Genomic DNA, 19,868 nt, shown 5'->3' with positions numbered 1-19,868 from the left:
TTAATCAATTATGGCTGTTCAGCAGAACAAAAAATCCCGCTCTGCCCGCGACATGCGCCGTTCGCACGACGCTCTCGAGGCTAGCACCCTGTCCGTGGAAAAGACCACCGGTGAAGTTCACCTGCGCCACCACGTATCGCCAGAAGGCGTATACCGTGGTCGTAAAGTGATCGACAAGGGCGCTGACGAGTAATTTCTTGTCCGCTCAGATCATCGCGATCGACGCAATGGGCGGGGACTTCGGTCCCCGTCTCATTGTCGAGGCCTGTCTTGCGCGCCTCATTGCCAACCCCTCGCTGCACCTGACCCTCGTCGGTCACCCTCAACTCCTTGCTGAACTTGTCGCCGGTTGCCCGGGCGAGGCTCGCTCGCGCCTGCAGATCGCTGCGGCCAGCGAAGTCGTCGGCATGGATGACAAGCCTTCGCTGGCGCTGCGCGGCAAACCCGACTCGTCGATGCGCGTGGCGCTGCAGCTGCTGCGTGATGACAAAGTGCAGGCCGTGGTCAGTGCCGGTAATACCGGCGCCTTGATGGCGCTGTCGCGCCATGTGCTCGACACTCTGCCCGGCATCGACCGGCCGGCGATGGTCGCGGCGATTCCCACCCGTAGCGGTCACTGCCAATTGCTCGACCTGGGCGCCAATGTCGACTGCAGCGCCGAGCAATTGCTGCAATTTGCCCTCATGGGTTCGGTGGTTGCCCAGGCGCAGGGTATCGAGCGCCCGCGGGTGGCCCTGCTGAATATCGGCACCGAGGACATCAAGGGCAATCAGCAGGTCAAGCTGGCGGCCGGCCTGTTGCAGGCCAGCAGCGCGTTGCACTACGTAGGCTTCGTTGAAGGCGATGGCCTGTACCGAGGCGAAGCGGACGTGGTGGTGTGCGACGGGTTTGTCGGCAATGTCCTGCTCAAGAGCAGCGAGGGCCTGGCCGGCATGATCGGCGAGCGGATCGAGGCACTGTTCAGCAGGGGGCTGATGGCCCGGGCCATCGGCGCATTGGCGCTGCCGCTGTTGCGTCGCCTGCGCAACGAACTGGCGCCGGCGCGCTACAATGGCGCCAGCTTTCTCGGTCTGCAGGGCATTGTCATCAAGAGTCACGGCGGCGCTGGTCTCGAGGGCCTGCAAAGCGCCATCGACCGCGCCTGCATCGAGATTCGCGAGAATATCCCGGGCCGGCTGGCCCAGGTGCTGCCGGCGGTGGCACCCTGAAGCTGTGCTTAAATGTGACCACTGGGTCGCCTTGGCCATCCAATCGTCAGTTTTCTTCGCCGGCGGCGCAGGCCGTCGGTGATTTTCGACAAGATCAATAAGGGCTGATTTTTATGTCTGCATCCCTCGCGTTCGTGTTTCCGGGGCAAGGTTCCCAGTCGTTGCGCATGCTTGCCGACCTCGGCGCGCAAAAGCCGCTGGTCCTCGACACCTTCCAGCAGGCCTCGGATGCATTGGGCTACGACCTCTGGGCGCTGACCCAGGAAGGTCCGGCCGAGTCGCTCAATCAGACCGACAAGACCCAGCCGGCGATTCTCACCGCCTCCGTGGCGCTGTGGCGCCTGTGGCTGGCCGAAGGCGGCGCCGCGCCAGCTTTCGTGGCCGGCCATAGCCTGGGCGAATACAGCGCGTTGGTGGCCGCTGGCAGCCTCAACCTGGCTGACGCGGTCAAACTGGTGGAGCGTCGCGGGCAGCTGATGCAGGAAGCCGTTCCGGCCGGTCAGGGCGGCATGGCCGCCATTCTCGGTCTGGAGGACGCCGATGTGATCGCCGCCTGTGCCGAGGCTGCCAACGGCGAGGTCGTCAGCGCGGTGAATTTCAACTCCCCCGGACAGGTGGTCATCGCCGGCAGCAAGGCCGCAGTCGAGCGCGCCATCGAGGCCTGCAAGGCCCGTGGCGCCAAGCGGGCACTGCCCCTGCCGGTCAGCGTGCCGTCGCACTGCGCGCTGATGAAGCCTGCTGCCGAACGCTTCGCCGAGTCGGTGCAGGCCATCGCCTGGCAGGCGCCGCAGATCCCGCTGGTGCAGAACGTCAGCGCCCAGGTGGTGCGCGACCTCGAGACCCTCAAGCGCGACCTGCTGGCGCAGCTGTACATGCCGGTGCGCTGGGTCGAGACCATTCAGTGCCTGGCCGCCCAAGGCGCCACGCGTCTGGTCGAGTGCGGCCCGGGTACCGTCCTGGCCGGGCTCAACAAGCGCTGCGCCGAAGGCGTCAGCACCGCCAACATCAATACCCCTGAGGCCATCGCCGCTGCGCTGGCGGCCCAGGCTTGAATTCAAGGCATCAAATCCAAGGAGAGCTTGCATGAGTCTGCAAGGCAAAGTAGCACTGGTCACCGGCGCCAGCCGTGGCATCGGCCAGGCGATCGCCCTGGAACTGGGCCGTCTGGGCGCGACCGTGATCGGTACCGCGACCTCCGCTGCGGGTGCCGAGCGCATCGCGGCCACCCTCAAAGAGCACGGCGTGACCGGCACGGGCCTGGCACTGAACGTGTGTGACGAAGCGTCGGTGAGCGCTGCCCTGGCGGCGATTCAGGAACAGTTCGGCGCGCCGGCGATCCTGGTCAACAATGCCGGCATCACCCGCGATAACCTGATGATGCGCATGAAAGACGATGAGTGGAACGACGTCATCGACACCAACCTGAACAGCCTTTTCCGCCTGTCCAAGGGCGTGCTGCGCGGCATGACCAAGGCCCGTTGGGGGCGAATCATCAGCATCGGCTCGGTGGTGGGTGCCATGGGCAACGGTGGTCAAGTAAACTATGCGGCAGCCAAGGCCGGTCTGGAAGGTTTCAGCCGTGCATTGGCCCGTGAAGTCGGCGTGCGTGGCGTCACCGTGAACTCGGTAACGCCAGGCTTCATCGACACCGACATGACTCGCGAACTGCCGCAAGCGCAGCGTGAGGCATTGCTGACCCAGATCCCGTTGGGGCGCCTGGGCCAGGCCGAGGAGATCGCGCAAGTGGTCGCTTTCCTCGCGTCGGAAGGTGCAGGCTACGTTACAGGGGCTACAATCCCAGTGAACGGTGGCATGTATATGTAAGGCGGAAGTGACCGCTGGATTGAAAAAATGTCACGCCAGCGGCGCAAAAATCCGTTATAAAGCTGCATCCGAATTCGGGGTAGATGGCAGGCGTCACACATGGAACGCGCTTTCGGCTTGAAAACCGGGGGCCTTTCTATAAACTTGCACACCATCCATCTGCCTGACTATGTCCATTAGGAGTGAAAACAAGGTATGAGCACCATCGAAGAACGCGTCAAGAAAATCGTTGCCGAGCAACTGGGCGTGAAAGAAGAAGAAGTGACCAACAGCGCTTCCTTCGTAGAAGATCTGGGTGCCGATTCCCTTGACACCGTTGAGCTGGTGATGGCTCTGGAAGAGGAATTCGAGACCGAGATCCCTGACGAAGAAGCCGAGAAGATCACGACTGTTCAAGCCGCCATCGATTACGTTACCAGCCACCAGGCGTAACACTTTGTAATCGTCGCTTCTTGTCATGGAAAAACCGCACTGCCATTGCTGGCGTGCGGTTTTTTCTTTAACGAGCAGCGAAGCGTCTTCCATAGAATTAAGGAGAGTGCTGTGTCGCGTAGACGCGTCGTGGTCACTGGTATGGGTATGCTGTCGCCACTGGGCACCGATGTGCCGAGCACGTGGCAGGGCATTCTGGCTGGCCGCAGCGGCATTGGTCCGATCGAACACACCGATCTGTCGGCCTATTCCACCCGGTTTGGCGGCTCGGTCAAGGGCTTCAACGTCGAAGAGTACCTGTCGGTCAAAGAGGCCCGCAGGCTCGACCTGTTCATTCAGTACGGTCTGGCTGCCGGGTTTCAGGCCGTGCGCAACGCCGGCCTGGAAGTCACCGACGCCAACCGTGAGCGCATCGGCGTGGCCATGGGCTCGGGTATTGGCGGCTTGACCAATATCGAGGAAACCAGCCGCACCTTGCACGATGACGGCCCGCGCAAGATTTCGCCATTCTTCGTTCCTGGCTCCATCATCAACATGATTTCCGGGTTCCTGTCGATCCACCTGGGCGTCCAGGGCCCCAACTACGCGATCGCCACGGCCTGCACCACCGGCACCCACTGCATCGGCATGGCCGCGCGCAACATCGCCTACGGGGAAGCCGACGTGATGATCGCCGGCGGCGCCGAAATGGCCGCCTGCGGGCTGGGCATGGGTGGTTTCGGCGCGGCGCGGGCACTGTCCACGCGCAACGACGAGCCGACCCGTGCCAGCCGTCCGTGGGACAAGGGCCGCGACGGTTTCGTGCTGTCCGATGGTGCCGGTGCCTTGGTGCTCGAAGAACTCGAACACGCCAGGGCCCGCGGGGCGACCATCTACGCCGAGCTGATCGGCTTCGGCACCAGCGGCGACGCCTACCACATGACCTCGCCCCCCGAAGACGGCGCCGGCGCCGCGCGCTGCATGGCCAATGCGTTGCGCGACGCAGCCATCGAGCCGGACCAGGTGCAGTACATCAACGCCCATGGCACCTCCACCTCGGCGGGCGACATGGCAGAGGTGTCGGCGATCAAGACGGTGTTTGGCGAGCACGCCTACAAGCTGGCGGTCAGTTCCACCAAGTCCATGACCGGCCACCTGCTGGGCGCGGCGGGCGCGGTGGAGGCGATTTTCAGCGTGCTGGCCATCAACAGCCAGATGGCGCCGCCGACCATCAACCTCGACGAGCCGGACGAAGGCTGCGACCTCGACTTCGTCCCCCACGTGGCGCGCAGCATGCCGATCGACGTGGTGCTGTCCAACTCCTTTGGGTTTGGCGGGACCAACGGCTCCCTGGTGTTCCGTCGGTTCAACGACTGATGGACAGCTGGCTCGACGGCCAGCCTGCCGAGGCGGTCGGGCTGCGCAATCGCGGCCTGGCCTACGGCGACGGTCTGTTCGAGACCCTCGCCGTGCGCGGCGGCCGGGCATTGTTGCTGCACCGCCACCTGCAACGCTTGCAGGGTGGCTGCCAGCGCCTGGCCCTTGAGCAGGACATGGCGCTGCTGGCCGATGAGGTGCAGCGCTACGCCGAACTGATGGGCGAGGGCGTGCTCAAGCTGATGCTCCTGCGCGGCGACAGTCCGCGCGGTTACGCGACCGACCCGGCCAGCCCGCCACGGCGCATTCTTCAGGCCAGCGCTTTGCCGGTATACCCGCCAGGGCATGCCGAGCAGGGCGTGCGCCTGTTTCCCTGTCAGACCCGCCTGGCCGAGCAACCGCTGCTGGCAGGGCTCAAGCACCTCAATCGCCTGGAGCAGGTACTGGCCCGCGCCGAATGGCGCGACCCGGCCTTTGCCGAAGGGTTGATGCTGGACACCGGCGGACGCCTGATCGAGGGCGTGTACAGCAATCTGTTCCTGGTAAATGACGGGGTGCTGCGCACGGCCGACCTGTCGCGCTGTGGCGTGGCCGGAGTGATGCGCGGCGCCTTGCTGGCCCAGGCACCCGCCCTGGGCATCACGACCGTGGTCGGCGAACTGTGGCCGGCGGATCTGCGCCGGGCCACCGAGGTTTTCCTCTGCAACAGCGTCTACGGCGTTTGGCCGGTACAGAGTTTTACAGACCTTCGCTGGTCGCCCGGCCCGGTGACCCGTAAACTGCAGGCTTTCGCTCGTACGCTATTGGATGCCTGAAATTGAGACGTAGAATCTTCCAGCTGCTGGGGCTCGTGGTCCTGCTGGCCTGCCTGTTCGCCGGCTTCGCGGCTTGGAAACTGCACGCTTCGGTGGCCCAGCCGCTGCGGGTCGATGCCGAGCAATTGCTCGACGTGCCCAGCGGTTCGACGCCCATCGGCATGTTCAACCGCATGCAGGAAGACGGCCTGATCGACGATGCGTTCTGGTTGCGGGTGTACTGGCGCTTCAACCGCAATGGCCAACCGCTGCATACCGGTGAGTACCGCCTCACTCCGGGCATGAGCATGGCCGACCTGTTCGGCCAGTGGCAGCGCGGCGAAGTGGTGCAGTACAACCTGACCCTGGTCGAGGGCTGGACCTTCCATCAGGTGCGCGCCGCCCTGGCCAGGCAGGAGAAACTCAAGCAGACCCTGGCCGGGCTCAGCGACAGCGAGGTCATGAGCAAGCTTGGCCATGCCGGTGAATTTCCCGAGGGGCGCTTCTTCCCCGATACCTACAAATACGTGCGCGGCATGACTGACGAGGAGTTGCTGGTGCAAGCCTACAACCGCCTCGCCGACGTGCTGGCCAAGGAATGGGCGCAGCGCTCGCCGGATGCGCCCTATGAAGACGCCTATCACGCCCTGATCATGGCCTCGCTGGTGGAAAAGGAAACCGGCCTGCCCGAAGAGCGCGGCGAAATCGCCGGGGTCTTCGTGCGCCGTCTGCAGAGCAACATGCTGCTGCAGACCGACCCCACCGTCATCTACGGCATGGGCGAGCGTTACACCGGCAAGATCAGCCGGGCCGATCTGCGTGACGCTTCGCCGTACAACACCTACGTGGTCGCCGGCCTGCCGCCGACGCCGATCGCCATGGTCGGGCGCGAGGCGATCCATGCCGCGCTCAACCCGGTGGCCGGCAGCAGCCTGTATTTCGTCGCCCGCGGCGATGGCAGCCACGTCTTCTCCGACGATCTCAACGCGCACAACAACGCCGTGCGCGAGTTCCAGCTCAAGCGCCGCGCCGACTACCGTTCCAGCCCGGCCCCGGCGGCCTCCTTGCCGCCTGCGGCGCCGCAGCCCGAGCCGGACGCCCCGGCCGCTGTGCCGCCTTCCACACCAGACAAACCATAAGGACTGCCAGTGAGCGGCTTGTTTATTACTCTCGAAGGGCCGGAAGGCGCAGGCAAGACCACCAACCGTGAATACCTCGCCGAACACCTGCGGCGCGCCGGCCTCGATGTGGTACTGACCCGCGAACCCGGCGGTACGCCGCTGGCCGAGCGTATCCGCGAGCTGCTGCTGACCCCCAGCGATGAACCCATGCATGCCGATACCGAGCTGCTGCTGGTGTTCGCTGCGCGCGCGCAGCACCTGGCCCAGGTCATCCGACCGGCCCTAGCGCGGGGCGCGGTGGTGCTCTGCGATCGCTTCACCGACGCCACCTACGCCTATCAGGGCGGCGGCCGGGGCTTGTCGCTGCCACGCATCGGGGCACTGGAAGACTTCGTGCAGGGTACGCTGCGCCCAGACCTGACCCTGGTGTTCGACCTGCCGGTGGAAATCGGCCTGGCGCGCGCCACTGCCCGTGGTCGCCTCGACCGCTTCGAGCAGGAGGGCCGGGCCTTCTTCGACGCGGTGCGCAACACCTACCTGCAACGCGCTGCCGCCGAGCCCCAGCGCTATCGCCTGGTCGATGCCGCGCAAAGCCTCGAGCAGGTCCAGCGCAGCCTTGACGCCTTGCTGCCGCAGGTGCTGGAGATGAACGCCCGTGGCTGAAGCCTACCCCTGGCAGGATGGCCTCTGGCAGCAATTGGCCGGGCGTACCCAGCATGCCCATGCGTACCTGCTGCACGGTCCGCAAGGCATCGGCAAGCGCGCGCTGGCCGAACGGCTGATGGCTCTGCTGCTGTGCCAGCGGCCGGGTACGCAGGCCTGCGGCCAGTGCAAATCCTGCCTGCTGCTGGCCGCCGGCAGCCATCCGGACAACTACATCCTCGAGCCCGAGGAGGCCGACAAGGCGATCAAGGTCGACCAGGTTCGCGACCTGGTCAGCTTCGTGGTGCAGACCGCGCAGATGGGCGGGCGCAAGGTGGTGCTGATCGAGCCGGTGGAGGCGATGAACCTCAACGCAGCCAACGCCCTGCTCAAGAGCCTCGAAGAACCCTCCGGCAACACTGTGCTGCTGCTGGTCAGCCACCAGCCGAGCCGCTTGCTGCCCACCGTGAAAAGCCGCTGTGTGCAGCAGGCCTGCCCATTGCCGGGTGCGGCGATGAGCGTGCAGTGGTTGGCCGACGCCTTGCCCGAGAGCTCGCCCGAGCAGCGTCAGGAGCTGCTGGCCCTGGCGGCGGGCTCGCCGCTGACCGCCGTCAAGCTCAATGCCCAGGGGGTGCTGGAGCAGCGCGCGCTGGTGGTGGAGGGCGTCAAGAAGCTGCTCAAGCAACAACAGACGCCGACGCAGCTGGCCGAGGCCTGGAACGCCATCCCGTTGCTCTTGCTGTTCGACTGGTTCTGCGACTGGTCGAACCTGATCCTGCGCTACCAAATGACGCAGGATTGCGGCGCATTGGGCTTGAGCGACATGCACAAGGTGTTGCAGTATCTGGCGCAGAAAAGCGCCCAGGCCAAGGTGCTGAGCATCCAGGACTGGATACTTGGCCAGCGGCAGAAAGTCCTCGGCAAGGCGAACCTTAACCGGGTCTTGCTGCTCGAAGCTTTATTGGTGTCATGGGCCGCCTTGCCCGGCCATGCCTGAAAGGCGCATCCTGTGCAACCACGACCGTGCGCGCTGTAGTCAAGGAATAGCAATGAATCAGCCAGCCACCCCACCGGGTCCCGGGCCACGCAACGGCATCCTGTCCCTGACCATCAAGGACAAGGCCGTGCTATACGCCGCCTACATGCCGTTCATCAAGAACGGCGGCCTGTTCATTCCGACCAACAAGAGCTACAAGTTGGGCGATGAACTGTTCATGCTGCTCAACCTCATGGACGAGCCGGAGAAGATTCCGGTGGCCGGCAAGGTCGCCTGGATCACCCCAAAAGGCGCCCAGGGCAACCGCGCGGCGGGGGTCGGCGTGCAGTTCAACGACGGTGACAACACCGCGCGCAACAAGATCGAAACCTACCTGGCGGGCGCCCTCAAGGCCGATCGTCCTACTCACACGATGTAAAATCCGACCATGCTTGTAGATTCCCATTGCCATCTCGACCGCCTGGACCTGGCCCAGCACGACGGTTCGCTGGACGCTGCCCTGGCGGCAGCGCGCGCCCGAGGCGTCGGTCATTTCCTGTGCATCGGCGTCAGCGCTGACAATGCCGCCACGGTGCGCGAGGTGGCTAGCCGCTATGCCGACGTCGATTGCTCGGTGGGCATCCATCCGCTGGATGTCAGCCCTGGCCCGCTGCCAGCGCTGGATTGGCTACTGGAGGAACTCGATCATCCCAAGGTCGTGGCCATTGGCGAGACCGGGCTGGACTATCACTACGAGCCAGAATCTGCCGAGATCCAACAGGCGTCGTTCCGCCTGCACCTGCAGGCCGCGCAGCTAACCGGCAAGCCGGTGATCGTGCACACCCGCGGCGCCCGTGCCGACACCCTGGAGCTGCTGCGCGAGGCGCAGTTGCCGCAAGGCGGTGTGCTGCATTGCTTCACCGAAGACTGGGAGATGGCCCGGGCGGCGCTGGACCTGGGCTTCTACATCTCGCTGTCGGGCATTGTCACTTTCCGCAACGCCGATGCCTTGCGCGATGTTGCGCGCCAGGTACCGGCCGACCGCCTGCTGGTCGAGACCGACTCGCCGTACCTGGCGCCGATTCCACATCGGGGCAAACCCAACCTGCCGGAATACGTCCGCGACGTCGCCGACTATCTGGCCATGCTGCGCGGCGAGCCGTACGAGCGCTTTGCCGAGCAGACCACCGCCAACTTCCGCCGCCTGTTCCCGTTGGCCAGCGTCGCAGCCTGAATCACGGGCAAAAAAAACCCGGGTTCTGGGGGGTGAATCCGGGTTAAGACCATTAGGAGTAATACAAAGGTGCGCGGTCCGTCGACACCCTTATCGGCCACATCATTTGGGGGGTATGACGTGCCGACAGTTCAAGTATTGGTCAGCGCTGGCACTATTCCACCCGTCATTGAGCGTTTTTTAAACAGATTTGGAATACGTGGGACGCTGCTGAGCACTCATTGCTGCGCTACCTCGCGGACGATTCGCAGTGTTTCGTCGATAACCGCCCGAGTGGTATAGAAATGCGGTGAAAAGCGCACGCCAGGGCCGCGCGGAATGCACACTACCTGGCGAGCCATCAAGGTCTGCCAGACCTCGCGGCTGTCCTGGCCGGCGATGCTGAACGAGAGAATCCCCGCGCGTCGCTCGGGGTCGGCCGGGCTGTGCAGGCGCACCCCGGGAATCTGCACCAGGCCTTCGCGAAGCCACCCAATGCGCTGCTCGATCAATTGGCCGACCTGTTCCAGGCCCACCTCTTCCAGCAAGGCCAGGCTGGCTTCCAATGCCATGCAGCCCAGCACATTGGGGCTGCCGCATTCGAACCGCCGGGCGCTGGCGGCCGGTTGCCAGTCGCTGCGGCTGTAGTCACCGACGTGCTCGACCATATGCCAGCCGTATTCATTGAGCTTGAGCTGCGGGCGAAGGGCGGCGCGGCAATAGAACACCCCGAGGCCCTCGGGCCCCAGCAGCCACTTGTGACCGTCGGCCATGGCGAAGTCGCAGTCGTAGGCCTGCACGTCGAACGGCCGCGCGCCCAGTTGCTGGATGGCGTCGATGCAGAACAGCACCTCGCGCTCGCGGCAGCCGCGACCCAGGCGGGCCAGATCCAGGCGCAGGCCGCTGGCAAATTGCACGGCGCTGATCGACAGCAGGCGGGTGCGCGGGGTGCAAGCGGCCAACAAGGCGGCCTCGGGGTCGTCTCCCTGCAGGTTGACCTTGATCACCTCCACTCCCTGACTGCCCAGGGCTTCCCAGACCACCCGGTTGGAGGGGAATTCTTCGTCGCTGATGATGATTTGATCGCCTTCGGCCCAGTCCAGACCGAAGGCGACGAACGACAGCGCCTCGGAAGTGTTCTTTACCAGTGCGATGTCGTCGGTGGAGGGCGCATTGAGCAGACGCATCAAGCGCTCGCGCAAGCGTTGCTCCACCACCATCCACTGCGGATAGTCGCGCGCGCCGCGGCTGACGTTTTCTTCGGCGAAGCGCCTGACCGCCTCGGCGGAGCGTTGCGGCCAAGGAGCCACGGCGGCGTGATTGAGGTAGCACAGGCCTGGGGTCTGGGGAAACTCCTGGGCCAGGATTTTATCGAGAACTGGGGTCATGGTCGGATGATCCGTGCATTTTGGCGCAAGTTAGGCATAATACCGGGCTTCGATTTTGACCCAGTCATTACAATTCATATGCAAAAAGAACCTCGTAAGGTCCGTGAGTTTCGTCGCCGTGAGCAAGAGATTCTCGACACCGCGCTCAAGCTGTTTCTGGAGCAGGGCGAAGACAGCGTCACCGTCGAGATGATCGCCGATGCCGTCGGCATCGGCAAAGGCACCATCTACAAGCACTTCAAATCCAAGGCGGAAATCTACCTGCGCCTGATGCTCGACTACGAGCGCGATTTGAACGAACTCCTGCATTCCTCCGACATCGATCGGGACAAGGAAGCGCTGTCGCGGGCCTACTTCGAGTTTCGCATGCGCGATCCGCAACGCTACCGCCTGTTCGACCGCCTGGAAGAGAAAGTGGTCAAGGGCAACCAGGTGCCGGAGATGGTCGTGGAACTGCACAAGATCCGCGCGTCCAACTTCGAACGCCTGACCTCGCTGATCAAGGGCCGCATCGAGGAAGGCAAGCTCGAAGACGTACCGCCGTATTTCCACTACTGCGCCTCCTGGGCACTGGTGCATGGCGCCGTGGCGCTGTACCACTCGCCGTTCTGGAGCAATGTGCTGGAAGATCAGGAAGGCTTCTTCCAGTTCCTGATGGACATTGGCGTGCGTATGGGCAACAAGCGCAAGCGCGAGCCGGATCCGGCAGCCTAGAAAATCGAGGGCACGGGGGCTTGGCCCCCTTTCTCTGCTGCACTTGATCTCAAACCAGTTGCAAATTCCTGACTTTTTGGTCAACTTACGCCAGCCCGATCTTTTCCCGCTGGAGCTCCCATGATCGTCGACCGCCAAGGCCGGCGCTTGCGCAACCTTCGCGTAAGCCTTACTTCCGCCTGCAACTATGCGTGCACCTACTGCGTGCCCGACGGCAAGCGCCTGGTCGCCGCCCAGCATGAGCTGTCGGCCGAAGCGCTGGGCCGCGGCGTGGCCTATCTGATCGAGGCAGCGGGCATCGAGCGTCTGCGTATCACCGGTGGCGAGCCGCTGATCAGCCCCAAGCTCGACGCCCTGCTCGAAGCCGTGGCTCCTCTCGGGTTGCAGGACATCAGCCTGACCACCAACGGCCAATTGCTGGCGCGCAAGCTCCCGGTGTTGCTGGCCGCCGGCATTCGGCGGATCAACGTCTCGCTGGACACCCTCGACGCCACGGCATTTCGCGCGATCGCCCGCGGCGGCGATCTGGCCACGGTGCTCGCAGGCATCGAACAAGCGGCCGCCGCTGGCCTGCGCATCAAGATCAACATGGTGCCGCTGCGCGGGCAGAACCTCGATCAGGTCCTGCCACTACTGGACTACTGCCTGGCGCGCGGCTTCGAACTGCGCTTCATCGAGTTGATGCGCATGGGCCACCTGGCCCGCGACGGCAAGGCCTTCAACCAGCAGTTCGCCAGCCTCGAGCAGCTGCTCGAGCTGATTGGCCAGCGCCATCCATTTCAGCAGGCCGAAGCGCCGCTGGACGCGACTGCGCTGCGCTATGAAATCCCCGGCAAAGGTTTTTTTGGTGTGATTGCCAATGAAAGCGTGCCGTTCTGCCGGACTTGTTCGCGGCTACGGCTGTCGTCCACCGGCTGGCTGCATGGCTGCCTGTCGTCGAGCAATCGTCATCAGGTTGGCGACCTGTTCGACAAACCGCGCCATCAAGCGTTGCCGGCGCTGCAACGGCTGTTGGTGCAGGCCTTGGCCGACAAGCAGGAGCTGGCCTTTTCCGGGGGGGCGACGGTCATGAAGGTGATCGGCGGCTAGGAAGCGCCGACATGGCGCAGATTCTGCAAAGCCCAGGTATTCGCCGGTTTTCCGTCACCGGCCCCTGGAGGAATGATGCGTAACCTGGTTCTGTTGTTGGCGCTGCTGTCGCTGGGTGGGTGCATGAGTGTCAGCGACATGGGCCAGGTGGTCCATGACGAAATGAGCGATGCCGGCGTGCTCGACCATGCCAAGACCCAGCGCTCGAACAACTTCCGCCTGCAGGCCGATTCCTACATCTACATCGGCCAGGGCGCCTTCGGCCCGCCGGGCAACGCCTACCCGCGGCCCAATGTGGTGGCCGAAGAGGCCTTCAACAGCTTCGTCGAATACTTCCCCATGGTCCGCCGCGCCCGTGGCCCGCTGGGCCTGGACGCCGCCTTGGGCGAAGCGCGTTCAGCCGGCGCGCATTACCTGCTGTACTGCCGTTTCGCACGCGCCGATGACCGTATCGGCAACTATGACGAATGGGCCGACCAGGAAGCGGTCGACCGCCTGGGCGTCGACACTGGGGTGATCCAGGTGATGGTCATCGAGACCAGCACCCGCTACCTGATCGACACCGCGACCATCCGCATGCGCGGCGGATTGCTGACGATGCACGATCACAAACCGGCCGATTTGCTTGGCCCCCCCCTCAGGGAATACGCTCGTCAGCTATTGGGCAGCAGTGACCGCCCCGACTTCAATTAAAGTTCTTCAAGGACGCGCCCATGAGTGACACCGCCAAGCCCCATGACCTGCTAGGGCAGATCCCCGCAAGCAAGGGGCCAGCGCCGGTGCATCTGTGGAACCCGCCGTTCTGCGGCGATATCGACATGCGCATTGCCCGCGACGGCACCTGGTACTACCTGGGCACGCCGATAGGGCGCAAGCCGATGGTCAAGCTGTTCTCTTCCATCATCCGCCGTGACGGCGAGGATTATTTCCTGGTGACGCCCGTGGAGAAGGTGGGTATCAAGGTGGACGATGCGCCGTTCGTGGCGGTGACCCTGGAGGTTGAAGGGGAGGGGGAGCAGCAGGTGTTGCGCTTTACTACTCAAGTCGACGAGGTAGTCGAGGCGGGGCCCGAGCATCCACTGCGGTTCGAGTTCGACCCGGTCACCGAGGAGCCCAGGCCGTATCTGAATGTGCGCGGCAACCTCGATGCGCTGATTCACCGCAATGTGTTCTATCAATTGGTCGAGCTGGCGTTGGCAGCGCAGCACCCGGATGAGCAGGCGCTTGGCGTCTGGAGCCAGGGCCGCTACTTTTCCATAGGCGCCTGTGCCGCCGCTTTTTGAGCAACCGGCGCACTCGTGACCTTTTCCGCCTGCGCGGCCAATCCTGTGTTCAGGGTGACTCGATAATCATCCTGGCCGCCGAAATCGTTGATGCTGCGTAGCGTCACGGCTGCGCCTTTGCCCAGCACGCCGGCCAACTCGAAGCTGTGCTCCTGCTGCGGGCCGATCATCAACCGATCGACGATCTCCTCGGGTTCTGCCGCCTCCACCGCCAGCCGCAACATGGAAACGTGGTAGTTACTCGGATTGTGCAGATGCAGGCGACGGCCATCTTCACTCAGGGTCCACTGCAAGGCTGCCGTGGCCGCGAAAGGATCACCGTCCAGCCCCTTGGGTCGGTAGAACACCTTGATCCGCTGGCGCATGGCGATCTGCAGCTCATTGCTGTCTTCTCGGGCCAGAGGAGCCTCCTGGACGTTCAGCCACACCACCGACTCACGATCTTCGGCCAGGCCGTTGCCCTGGTAAAACACCCGCAGGGTTTGTTGATGCTGCATAGGCATCTTGACCAAAGCCGGCGTGACGGCAAAGGGGACCTGCACCAGGCCCTCGGCCGTGGTGCCGCCGTCCAGCCAGGCTTGCAGCAGAACAGGTTCGCTGCCCTCGTGAATGACGATCAGGGTCTGCTCCTTCAAGCCGTGTTCGAAGACCAGGCGGCTTGAGGCCAGGGTAATGGCAGCGTTGGCCGGCGAGGCCAGCGGCAGCAGCAGCGCAGCCACCAGGGCCAAGGTAAATGTGCGCATGTGCATTATTCCATAATGGTTTCAAACACCAATTGGGTGTCTATTCGGCCGGCTTTTTTGCTTTCCCCCGGCTTGTCTTGCAGCTGCGCCAGAAATTCATAGCGAACGCCCCCGGCGTCAATCAGTCGACCTGGGTTGGTGTTGAGTTTGTAGTTCGCAGTGAGAGGGATAGGGGTGCCGTTGCTGTCCTGGATGGCGATGCGCACACCGCTTGCGCAATCGCCGCAGTTGCTGTTGTTCAGTGAGCCATCGGGATTGATCTGCGCCGAGGTGAAGCGCAGGGAGATGGCGTCGTTGTAGCGCTCGGCGTCGGCTTGATCCGTGCAGCTACCGTAGATGATGGAGAAGGGGCGTTCGTCTCCGGGTGCCGCCGAGCGACCGAAGTCGACCGGCACATTGCGGCTGGTCAGCGAGCAACTGCTGATGGTCTGTTCACCCCAGCCGCCCATGGCGCTTGCGTACTGGTGATGATAGCGCCCGGCCAGCCAGTATTGAATGCCAATGGTGTATGGGCTGACGCCCGGTTGCGGGGTGTGTCGCCCCGGTCCAGGGCCGGCAGCGTCGTACCAATCGAAGTGCACACTGAAGTTGCGGACACCACCTGCAAACCACCCCTGAGAGCCAGGAATCTCAGGGGAAGTGGCGTGCCGACAGTCGACGTCATAGCGCATGCGAAAACCATACCCGTACGGACTGCCGACGCAGTATCCAGGATAATGCGCCCAATGCGCCTGGGGCAATATCTTGGCCGTATCAAGAAAGGGGATACTGCTTGGGCAGGTCAGCCGGAAATCCAGGCGAGTCCAACCCAAGTGACTGTACATCCCGTAAGAAGGCAGAAAATACGATTGGGCATTCGTGCGGACAATGTCGCAGACGCCAATGGGGATAGCCTGGGCATCAGGGCTGGCCATTGCGGCCAGCAGACCCAGCACTGCCGAAAGCGTCATGGAGGACTTGGTGATGCTCATCTTGAAACCCTTGAGTGGTTGAGCGCCGCGCCAACAGAGCAAGCGGGCCGCAAGTGAAACAAAGTCATTGGCAGACAACAGTTATTTCTTCGTAGAACGCTTCTGCGGATTTGGGCGGAAGGTTGAACGTCAGATCACATTCCTCATTCCCCCGCTTCACTTTCAGGTGTCCTTTGTCACTATCGACAAGCATCAATGCGCGACCCATGGGGTCGACTACGGCCAGTGTCTCGTAAGCATCATTTACAACAACGGCGCCAAACGGCAGCGGCCGTCCCTGCGCATCCTGCAGGCTGAATTGCACCCGGCGCCCTTGCTTGGTGGTGAAGGACGCTTGGGTCACCGAACCGCGTCGGGGGATGACCTGCTGGCTCGAAGTTTCGATTTCCACATCGGGGCCGAGATCTCGAGTGTCCAGGCCGATCCAGTTGGAGCGGTACGCGGTCACATGGGGAACAATGGCGAAGCCGTTTTGACCGGTCGTCACCGATTCATAGCCGGAGATCGGGGCATTCGGCACGCCGGCGGCTTCGATCAGGGCGAAGGTTTCGCCTACCGTGTGACCAAGATTGATGCCGCCAGCGTGGGCCACGATCGAGCCACTGATGCCTGCGTTGTAGTTTTCGTAATCGCGCCCTACGGAGAGGCCGGCATTGAAGGCCGCGGCATCAGTACGGCTGTGGCCGGAAGCCGAACCCGAGCTGCCCCCGTGACGGTCGTGCCCCGCCGTCAGCGAGTAGGTGGTGTCGGCGTAGGGGGCCGAGCCGGAGAGGCCGTCGTTGGTTTGGTAGTCGCCGTTGCTACGGGTGTTGGTTGTCGAGGTCAGGCGGGTATTTCGACCATAGCCGTGCAGCGGCAGGCTCAGGGACAGCATGAAACGAGTATCGCCTTCGCCGTTCATGCCTTGAGGGTTCTTGTCGCGGCTGACAGAAAGGTTATAGGTCAGGTCCTTCCAGTTGTTCGAATAGCCTGCCTGCAGGCTTTGTGATCCGCCAGGCAGGTTCCAATAGCGCTGTTGAATGTTGGTCAGGTACAGCGAGCCCTGCGCTCTGCCCAGGGATTGGTTCACGGTGGCATCAAAACGTGAGCGGGCCCGGCCAACTCCTGTCGCACGGTGAGGAAAACTGACGTCGTTGACGTGCTCGTTCAACGACCGATAATTTTCGGTGGAGTAACGGTAGCTCGACAGCACCAGCGAGGTGTTGGTGCTGTGCAAGGTTCGCGCATACAGCAGGCGCGAGCTGGCCCCCACTTTTTGCCTGCCCTGTACCTCGCTTTGCGAGCGGGTGACGTCGGAAGAGATCGCCCCGATGGGGGTGTTGAAGGTCAACCCGATGTTGTGCGCCTTGTAGGCGTCGGCCCACTGCAGCCCGCCATAGACCGTGGTGTCGGCCAGCAGGCCGTAGGTCAGGGTGCCAGACACGAAGCCAGGTTCGGCCTGGTCGGTGTTGTTGCTGGCGACCTTGCCCGCCGCCAGGGTGTGCTTGAGCATGCCTTCGCGGACCATCCGCGGCAATACCGAGAAGCTCTGGGTGAACTGCCGGCGCCGACCGTCAGCCTCGACGATGGTGATCTCCAGGTCACCGTTCGAGCCACTGGGGAAGATCTCGGTCAGCTCGAAGGGCCCGGGCGATACGTTGGTGCTCAGGAGCAGAAAATTGTTCTGCCGGACCTCTACCGTGGCGTTGGTTTCCGCTGTGCCGCGGATGACCGGCGCGTATCCGCGCTGGCTGTCGGGCAGCATGGCGTCGTCGGAGCGCAGCGATACCCCTCGAAAGCGAATGCTGTCAAAGATTTGCGTGGTGTCATAGGTGTCGCCTACAGCCAGCTGGCTTTTCCAAGGCGTTATGTCGCGTTCGGCATAGGTGCGGTTGCTTGAGAAGTCCGAAGCGGTGTGGGTCGCGGTGTGCAAAGTGGACTGGTTGCGCAGCCGCCAGGGCCCAATGTTGAAACCATTGAAGGTGGTCAGTGTTGCAGCTTCGGATTTTTGCCCCTGGTTGCGGCCGTGACGCACACTCAGGCCGTAGTTGATGAAACCGGCAGTGACGCCGCTGTCCCAGAGCGAGGGATCGATATAACCCCGATTGCGGCGGGTGATGGAGGCTTGCGGCACGCTGATCTTCAGGGTCAGCGCATTGGGGTTGTAGTCCACCGTGCTGAATGCGATGACCTCGGGCAAGCGGATGCAGGTGTCGGTTGCACTGAGGTCGATCAGTCCTCGGCGTTCAAGCGCGACCAGATCGATGGCGCTCAGCTCGAGCAATTCCGGGAGCAGGCACGCCTGCACCTCATCGCTGCCAGGGGCGGGCGCAAAACGCACGTCGTGGCGGCCAATGGACTCGCGATTCACCGTGACGTCGACGCGATACACACCCGCCGCGACCTGGCTGCCCTCCAGAAAGGCCTGCAGGTCCACGTCCTGGCCATTGCCAAAAAGAAAGCGCGTATTGAAACCCACAGGGGCGCTGGCTCGCCGCTCCTCGGTGACTTCGGGCAGCGTCTGGGCATAGGCCAGGGTCGCGCTGGCCGGCGCCAAGGCCAGGCAGAGAGTTCCCAACGGCAGAACGGCTGTGGAGGAAGCGATGAATGGGAGGTTATTGCTCATGCAGATCGACTCGCGGCAGGCAACCGTCAGCCCTCCTGGCACACGGTAGAGATGGGTTGAGAATCACGGGTTGGAGTTGTCGGTGCTGGCGTTGCCGGCCGCGACATGGCTCGTCCCGGTAAAATTGACCTGGCCCGAGTGGGCCACGCTGGCACCGAAATCGTTGATCGTGCGCACGTCCAGGCGCACCTGGGTGCGCGGAGCCGGAACGTTGATGGCGATGTCCCGGGTTTCGCCGGGTCGTATCATCAGGCTCTCGGTCATCTCGCCGGCATAACCGCTGGCTGCCAGCTTCAGCTGGGCCAGGTTGACGTGATAAGCCGAAGGGTTGTGCGCGCGGACCACGGTGCCGGCTGGCGTGGACACCAGCTGCCAGGCGACCTGCGCAGGCGCTTCGTTGGCCGTACCCTGCAGGCCTGGCGGTCGGTAGAAGACCTTGATGCGTTGACGTATCGCCAGCTGCAACACATTCTGCTGTTGGCTGCTTTGCGGTATTTCCTGGACGTTGAGCCAGAACACCGATTCACGGTCGCCAGGTACTCCCGAGCCCTGGTATAGCACTCGAAGTTTCTGCCGGCTTTCTCCGGGCATTTTCGCCAACGGCGGGCTGACCGCGAACGGCACTGGCGCCTGGGCGTCGGTATCCGATTCCAGCCAGGATTGCAGCAGGATAGGCTGGCCACTGCGATTGAAGGCTTCAAGGCTGGCTTCCTTGAAGCGCGTGTCGAAGATCACACGGGTGGTGTTCAACGTCATTGCGGCATGGGCAGATTCCGCCAATGCGAAGGCAGCGGCCAAGGCAACGATGTTGCGGGTCTTGCGAAGCATTCCCAACTCCTCTCCAGAAAAAAGGTCATCTATGAACATTCGTGGCGCGCGCAGCGCACCACGAATGCAGTGGGGTCTAGAAGTAGCTGAGGGTGAACGGCATATGGGCGTTGGCGTCGCCTGGCACCGGGGCGGTGCCGTTGAGCACGTAGGCTGCGCGCATGCTCAGGTCGGCGGTGGCGGTGCCGCCGGCGCCGATGATCAGCTTGGCCTCGATGCCTTCACCGGCCCCGAGGTTGACGATGTTGTTGCTGTCATCGACGATTGCGACGGCAACCCCAGCCGCAGCGCCGGCACCCGTGGTGACGCTCAGCAAGCGTGGATCGGTATCCAGGCCCGAGCCGCTGCGTGGGTCGAAGGACATCCGCACGTCGGTCACGTCGTCGATACCATCGCACGTCAGTTCGAGGTTGATGGCCACGGCGCCACCCACCGGTTCGGTCACAGAGCCCAGGTCATGGAAAGACACTTCGCCCATAGGCACGAGAATGTTGTCCAAACTGCCCCCGGTACCGGCACCTGGGCGAACTTCACAGGTAGAGGTGGTGATATTGCCGGTGAAATTGATCGTGCCAGTGTTGGCCTGGGCCAGGCCGTGGCTGCCAAGGGCGACTGCCAGAGTGGTCAGCAAAAGGATTTTTTTCATGAAGATCTCGGTAGATAAATGACAGAACATCAATG

The 19,868-nt window shown here is 63.2% G+C and carries 22 protein-coding genes; 16 read left to right on the top strand and 6 right to left on the bottom strand.

Annotation, left to right across the window (positions count from 1 at the left end):
- Nucleotides 1-10: 10 nt before the first annotated feature.
- The 12 genes from rpmF (at nucleotide 11) to SFA35_RS19270 (ending at nucleotide 9,587) form a co-directional block, all read left to right on the top strand.
- Nucleotides 11-193: a 50S ribosomal protein L32 gene (gene rpmF, locus SFA35_RS19325; protein WP_003179396.1), complete on the top strand. Its 183-nt coding sequence runs from the start codon at nucleotides 11-13 to the stop codon at nucleotides 191-193.
- 4 nt (nucleotides 194-197) lie between these two features.
- Nucleotides 198-1,208 (top strand): phosphate acyltransferase PlsX, encoded by a 1,011-nt coding sequence (gene plsX / locus SFA35_RS19320; protein ID WP_414058423.1) that lies wholly within the window; start codon nucleotides 198-200, stop codon nucleotides 1,206-1,208.
- Nucleotides 1,209-1,321: 113 nt separating this feature from the next.
- Nucleotides 1,322-2,260: an ACP S-malonyltransferase gene (gene fabD / locus SFA35_RS19315; RefSeq protein WP_320572124.1), complete on the top strand. Its 939-nt coding sequence runs from the start codon at nucleotides 1,322-1,324 to the stop codon at nucleotides 2,258-2,260.
- A gap of 31 nt (nucleotides 2,261-2,291) precedes the next feature.
- Complete coding sequence (gene fabG, locus SFA35_RS19310; protein ID WP_320572123.1) at nucleotides 2,292-3,032, top strand: 3-oxoacyl-ACP reductase FabG; 741 nt, start codon at nucleotides 2,292-2,294, stop codon at nucleotides 3,030-3,032.
- A gap of 195 nt (nucleotides 3,033-3,227) precedes the next feature.
- Nucleotides 3,228-3,464 carry an acyl carrier protein gene (gene acpP / locus SFA35_RS19305; protein ID WP_004371293.1) on the top strand — a complete coding sequence of 79 codons (237 nt, stop codon included), beginning with the start codon at nucleotides 3,228-3,230 and terminating at the stop codon, nucleotides 3,462-3,464.
- A gap of 111 nt (nucleotides 3,465-3,575) precedes the next feature.
- Nucleotides 3,576-4,820 (top strand): beta-ketoacyl-ACP synthase II, encoded by a 1,245-nt coding sequence (gene fabF / locus SFA35_RS19300; protein WP_320572122.1) that lies wholly within the window; start codon nucleotides 3,576-3,578, stop codon nucleotides 4,818-4,820.
- Nucleotides 4,820-5,635 (top strand): aminodeoxychorismate lyase, encoded by an 816-nt coding sequence (gene pabC / locus SFA35_RS19295; protein WP_320572121.1) that lies wholly within the window; start codon nucleotides 4,820-4,822, stop codon nucleotides 5,633-5,635. The genes fabF and pabC overlap by 1 nt, the downstream gene beginning before the upstream one ends.
- A gap of 2 nt (nucleotides 5,636-5,637) precedes the next feature.
- Nucleotides 5,638-6,753, top strand: a complete 1,116-nt coding sequence (gene mltG / locus SFA35_RS19290) for an endolytic transglycosylase MltG (RefSeq protein WP_320572120.1) — start codon at nucleotides 5,638-5,640, stop codon at nucleotides 6,751-6,753.
- Between the two features lie 9 nt (nucleotides 6,754-6,762).
- Complete coding sequence (tmk, locus tag SFA35_RS19285; protein WP_320572119.1) at nucleotides 6,763-7,398, top strand: dTMP kinase; 636 nt, start codon at nucleotides 6,763-6,765, stop codon at nucleotides 7,396-7,398.
- A complete protein-coding gene (locus SFA35_RS19280) occupies nucleotides 7,391-8,374 on the top strand; it encodes a DNA polymerase III subunit delta' (protein WP_320572118.1) in 984 nt (327 codons plus the stop codon). Before tmk ends, SFA35_RS19280 begins: the two co-directional genes overlap by 8 nt.
- A 52-nt stretch (nucleotides 8,375-8,426) precedes the next feature.
- Nucleotides 8,427-8,792, top strand: coding sequence for a PilZ domain-containing protein (locus SFA35_RS19275; RefSeq protein ID WP_320572117.1), 366 nt, complete (start codon nucleotides 8,427-8,429; stop codon nucleotides 8,790-8,792).
- 9 nt (nucleotides 8,793-8,801) lie between these two features.
- On the top strand, nucleotides 8,802-9,587 hold the full coding sequence (locus tag SFA35_RS19270) for a TatD family hydrolase (protein ID WP_320572116.1): 786 nt from the start codon (nucleotides 8,802-8,804) through the stop codon (nucleotides 9,585-9,587).
- A 218-nt stretch (nucleotides 9,588-9,805) separates the two neighbouring features.
- On the opposite strand, the gene SFA35_RS19265 is transcribed toward SFA35_RS19270, so the two are convergent.
- Nucleotides 9,806-10,954: an aminotransferase class V-fold PLP-dependent enzyme gene (locus tag SFA35_RS19265; protein WP_320572115.1), complete on the bottom strand. Its 1,149-nt coding sequence runs from the start codon at nucleotides 10,952-10,954 to the stop codon at nucleotides 9,806-9,808.
- 78 nt (nucleotides 10,955-11,032) lie between these two features.
- On the opposite strand from SFA35_RS19265, the gene SFA35_RS19260 reads away from it, so the two are divergent.
- From SFA35_RS19260 to SFA35_RS19245, 4 genes are all read left to right on the top strand, one after another.
- Nucleotides 11,033-11,668, top strand: coding sequence for a TetR/AcrR family transcriptional regulator (locus tag SFA35_RS19260; RefSeq protein ID WP_320572114.1), 636 nt, complete (start codon nucleotides 11,033-11,035; stop codon nucleotides 11,666-11,668).
- Between the two features lie 120 nt (nucleotides 11,669-11,788).
- Nucleotides 11,789-12,757, top strand: a complete 969-nt coding sequence (locus SFA35_RS19255) for a GTP 3',8-cyclase MoaA (protein WP_320572113.1) — start codon at nucleotides 11,789-11,791, stop codon at nucleotides 12,755-12,757.
- A gap of 75 nt (nucleotides 12,758-12,832) precedes the next feature.
- Nucleotides 12,833-13,450 carry a DUF4823 domain-containing protein gene (locus SFA35_RS19250; protein ID WP_320572112.1) on the top strand — a complete coding sequence of 206 codons (618 nt, stop codon included), beginning with the start codon at nucleotides 12,833-12,835 and terminating at the stop codon, nucleotides 13,448-13,450.
- Between the two features lie 20 nt (nucleotides 13,451-13,470).
- Nucleotides 13,471-14,040 (top strand): DUF1285 domain-containing protein, encoded by a 570-nt coding sequence (locus tag SFA35_RS19245; RefSeq protein ID WP_320572111.1) that lies wholly within the window; start codon nucleotides 13,471-13,473, stop codon nucleotides 14,038-14,040.
- Here SFA35_RS19245 and SFA35_RS19240 read toward each other — a convergent pair.
- The 5 genes from SFA35_RS19240 to SFA35_RS19220 all read right to left on the bottom strand — a co-directional run bounded on the left by SFA35_RS19240 (nucleotide 14,004) and on the right by SFA35_RS19220 (nucleotide 19,833).
- Nucleotides 14,004-14,783 (bottom strand): molecular chaperone, encoded by a 780-nt coding sequence (locus SFA35_RS19240; protein ID WP_320572110.1) that lies wholly within the window; start codon nucleotides 14,781-14,783, stop codon nucleotides 14,004-14,006. The genes SFA35_RS19245 and SFA35_RS19240 overlap by 37 nt on opposite strands.
- A 5-nt stretch (nucleotides 14,784-14,788) precedes the next feature.
- Nucleotides 14,789-15,754 (bottom strand): hypothetical protein, encoded by a 966-nt coding sequence (locus tag SFA35_RS19235; protein ID WP_320572109.1) that lies wholly within the window; start codon nucleotides 15,752-15,754, stop codon nucleotides 14,789-14,791.
- Between the two features lie 64 nt (nucleotides 15,755-15,818).
- Nucleotides 15,819-18,359 carry a fimbria/pilus outer membrane usher protein gene (locus SFA35_RS19230; protein ID WP_320572108.1) on the bottom strand — a complete coding sequence of 847 codons (2,541 nt, stop codon included), beginning with the start codon at nucleotides 18,357-18,359 and terminating at the stop codon, nucleotides 15,819-15,821.
- 63 nt (nucleotides 18,360-18,422) lie between these two features.
- Nucleotides 18,423-19,187 carry a molecular chaperone gene (locus tag SFA35_RS19225; RefSeq protein WP_320572107.1) on the bottom strand — a complete coding sequence of 255 codons (765 nt, stop codon included), beginning with the start codon at nucleotides 19,185-19,187 and terminating at the stop codon, nucleotides 18,423-18,425.
- 76 nt (nucleotides 19,188-19,263) lie between these two features.
- A complete protein-coding gene (locus tag SFA35_RS19220; RefSeq protein WP_320572106.1) occupies nucleotides 19,264-19,833 on the bottom strand; it encodes a fimbrial protein in 570 nt (189 codons plus the stop codon).
- Between the last annotated feature and the right edge of the window lie 35 nt (nucleotides 19,834-19,868).

This window comes from Pseudomonas sp. HR96 (assembly GCF_034059295.1).
In the GTDB taxonomy this organism is placed as follows: domain Bacteria; phylum Pseudomonadota; class Gammaproteobacteria; order Pseudomonadales; family Pseudomonadaceae; genus Aquipseudomonas.
Note: the sequence above shows the minus strand (reverse complement) of the source record. Positions and strands in the feature narration are given on the sequence as shown.

Excerpts from the sequence above, each read along its gene's own strand:
- SFA35_RS19225 (WP_320572107.1), bottom strand. The coding sequence starts at position 19,187 with ATGCTTCGCAAGACCCGCAACATCGTTGCCTTGGCCGCTGCCTTCGCA.
- SFA35_RS19220 (WP_320572106.1), bottom strand. The coding sequence starts at position 19,833 with ATGAAAAAAATCCTTTTGCTGACCACTCTGGCAGTCGCCCTTGGCAGC.
- pabC (WP_320572121.1), top strand. The coding sequence starts at position 4,820 with ATGGACAGCTGGCTCGACGGCCAGCCTGCCGAGGCGGTCGGGCTGCGC.
- SFA35_RS19275 (WP_320572117.1), top strand. The coding sequence starts at position 8,427 with ATGAATCAGCCAGCCACCCCACCGGGTCCCGGGCCACGCAACGGCATC.
- SFA35_RS19250 (WP_320572112.1), top strand. The coding sequence starts at position 12,833 with ATGCGTAACCTGGTTCTGTTGTTGGCGCTGCTGTCGCTGGGTGGGTGC.
- SFA35_RS19230 (WP_320572108.1), bottom strand. The coding sequence starts at position 18,359 with ATGAGCAATAACCTCCCATTCATCGCTTCCTCCACAGCCGTTCTGCCG.
- SFA35_RS19255 (WP_320572113.1), top strand. The coding sequence starts at position 11,789 with ATGATCGTCGACCGCCAAGGCCGGCGCTTGCGCAACCTTCGCGTAAGC.
- fabG (WP_320572123.1), top strand. The coding sequence starts at position 2,292 with ATGAGTCTGCAAGGCAAAGTAGCACTGGTCACCGGCGCCAGCCGTGGC.
- SFA35_RS19270 (WP_320572116.1), top strand. The coding sequence starts at position 8,802 with ATGCTTGTAGATTCCCATTGCCATCTCGACCGCCTGGACCTGGCCCAG.
- SFA35_RS19240 (WP_320572110.1), bottom strand. The coding sequence starts at position 14,783 with ATGCGCACATTTACCTTGGCCCTGGTGGCTGCGCTGCTGCTGCCGCTG.
- rpmF (WP_003179396.1), top strand. The coding sequence starts at position 11 with ATGGCTGTTCAGCAGAACAAAAAATCCCGCTCTGCCCGCGACATGCGC.
- SFA35_RS19265 (WP_320572115.1), bottom strand. The coding sequence starts at position 10,954 with ATGACCCCAGTTCTCGATAAAATCCTGGCCCAGGAGTTTCCCCAGACC.
- SFA35_RS19245 (WP_320572111.1), top strand. The coding sequence starts at position 13,471 with ATGAGTGACACCGCCAAGCCCCATGACCTGCTAGGGCAGATCCCCGCA.
- acpP (WP_004371293.1), top strand. The coding sequence starts at position 3,228 with ATGAGCACCATCGAAGAACGCGTCAAGAAAATCGTTGCCGAGCAACTG.
- SFA35_RS19235 (WP_320572109.1), bottom strand. The coding sequence starts at position 15,754 with ATGAGCATCACCAAGTCCTCCATGACGCTTTCGGCAGTGCTGGGTCTG.
- fabD (WP_320572124.1), top strand. The coding sequence starts at position 1,322 with ATGTCTGCATCCCTCGCGTTCGTGTTTCCGGGGCAAGGTTCCCAGTCG.
- SFA35_RS19260 (WP_320572114.1), top strand. The coding sequence starts at position 11,033 with ATGCAAAAAGAACCTCGTAAGGTCCGTGAGTTTCGTCGCCGTGAGCAA.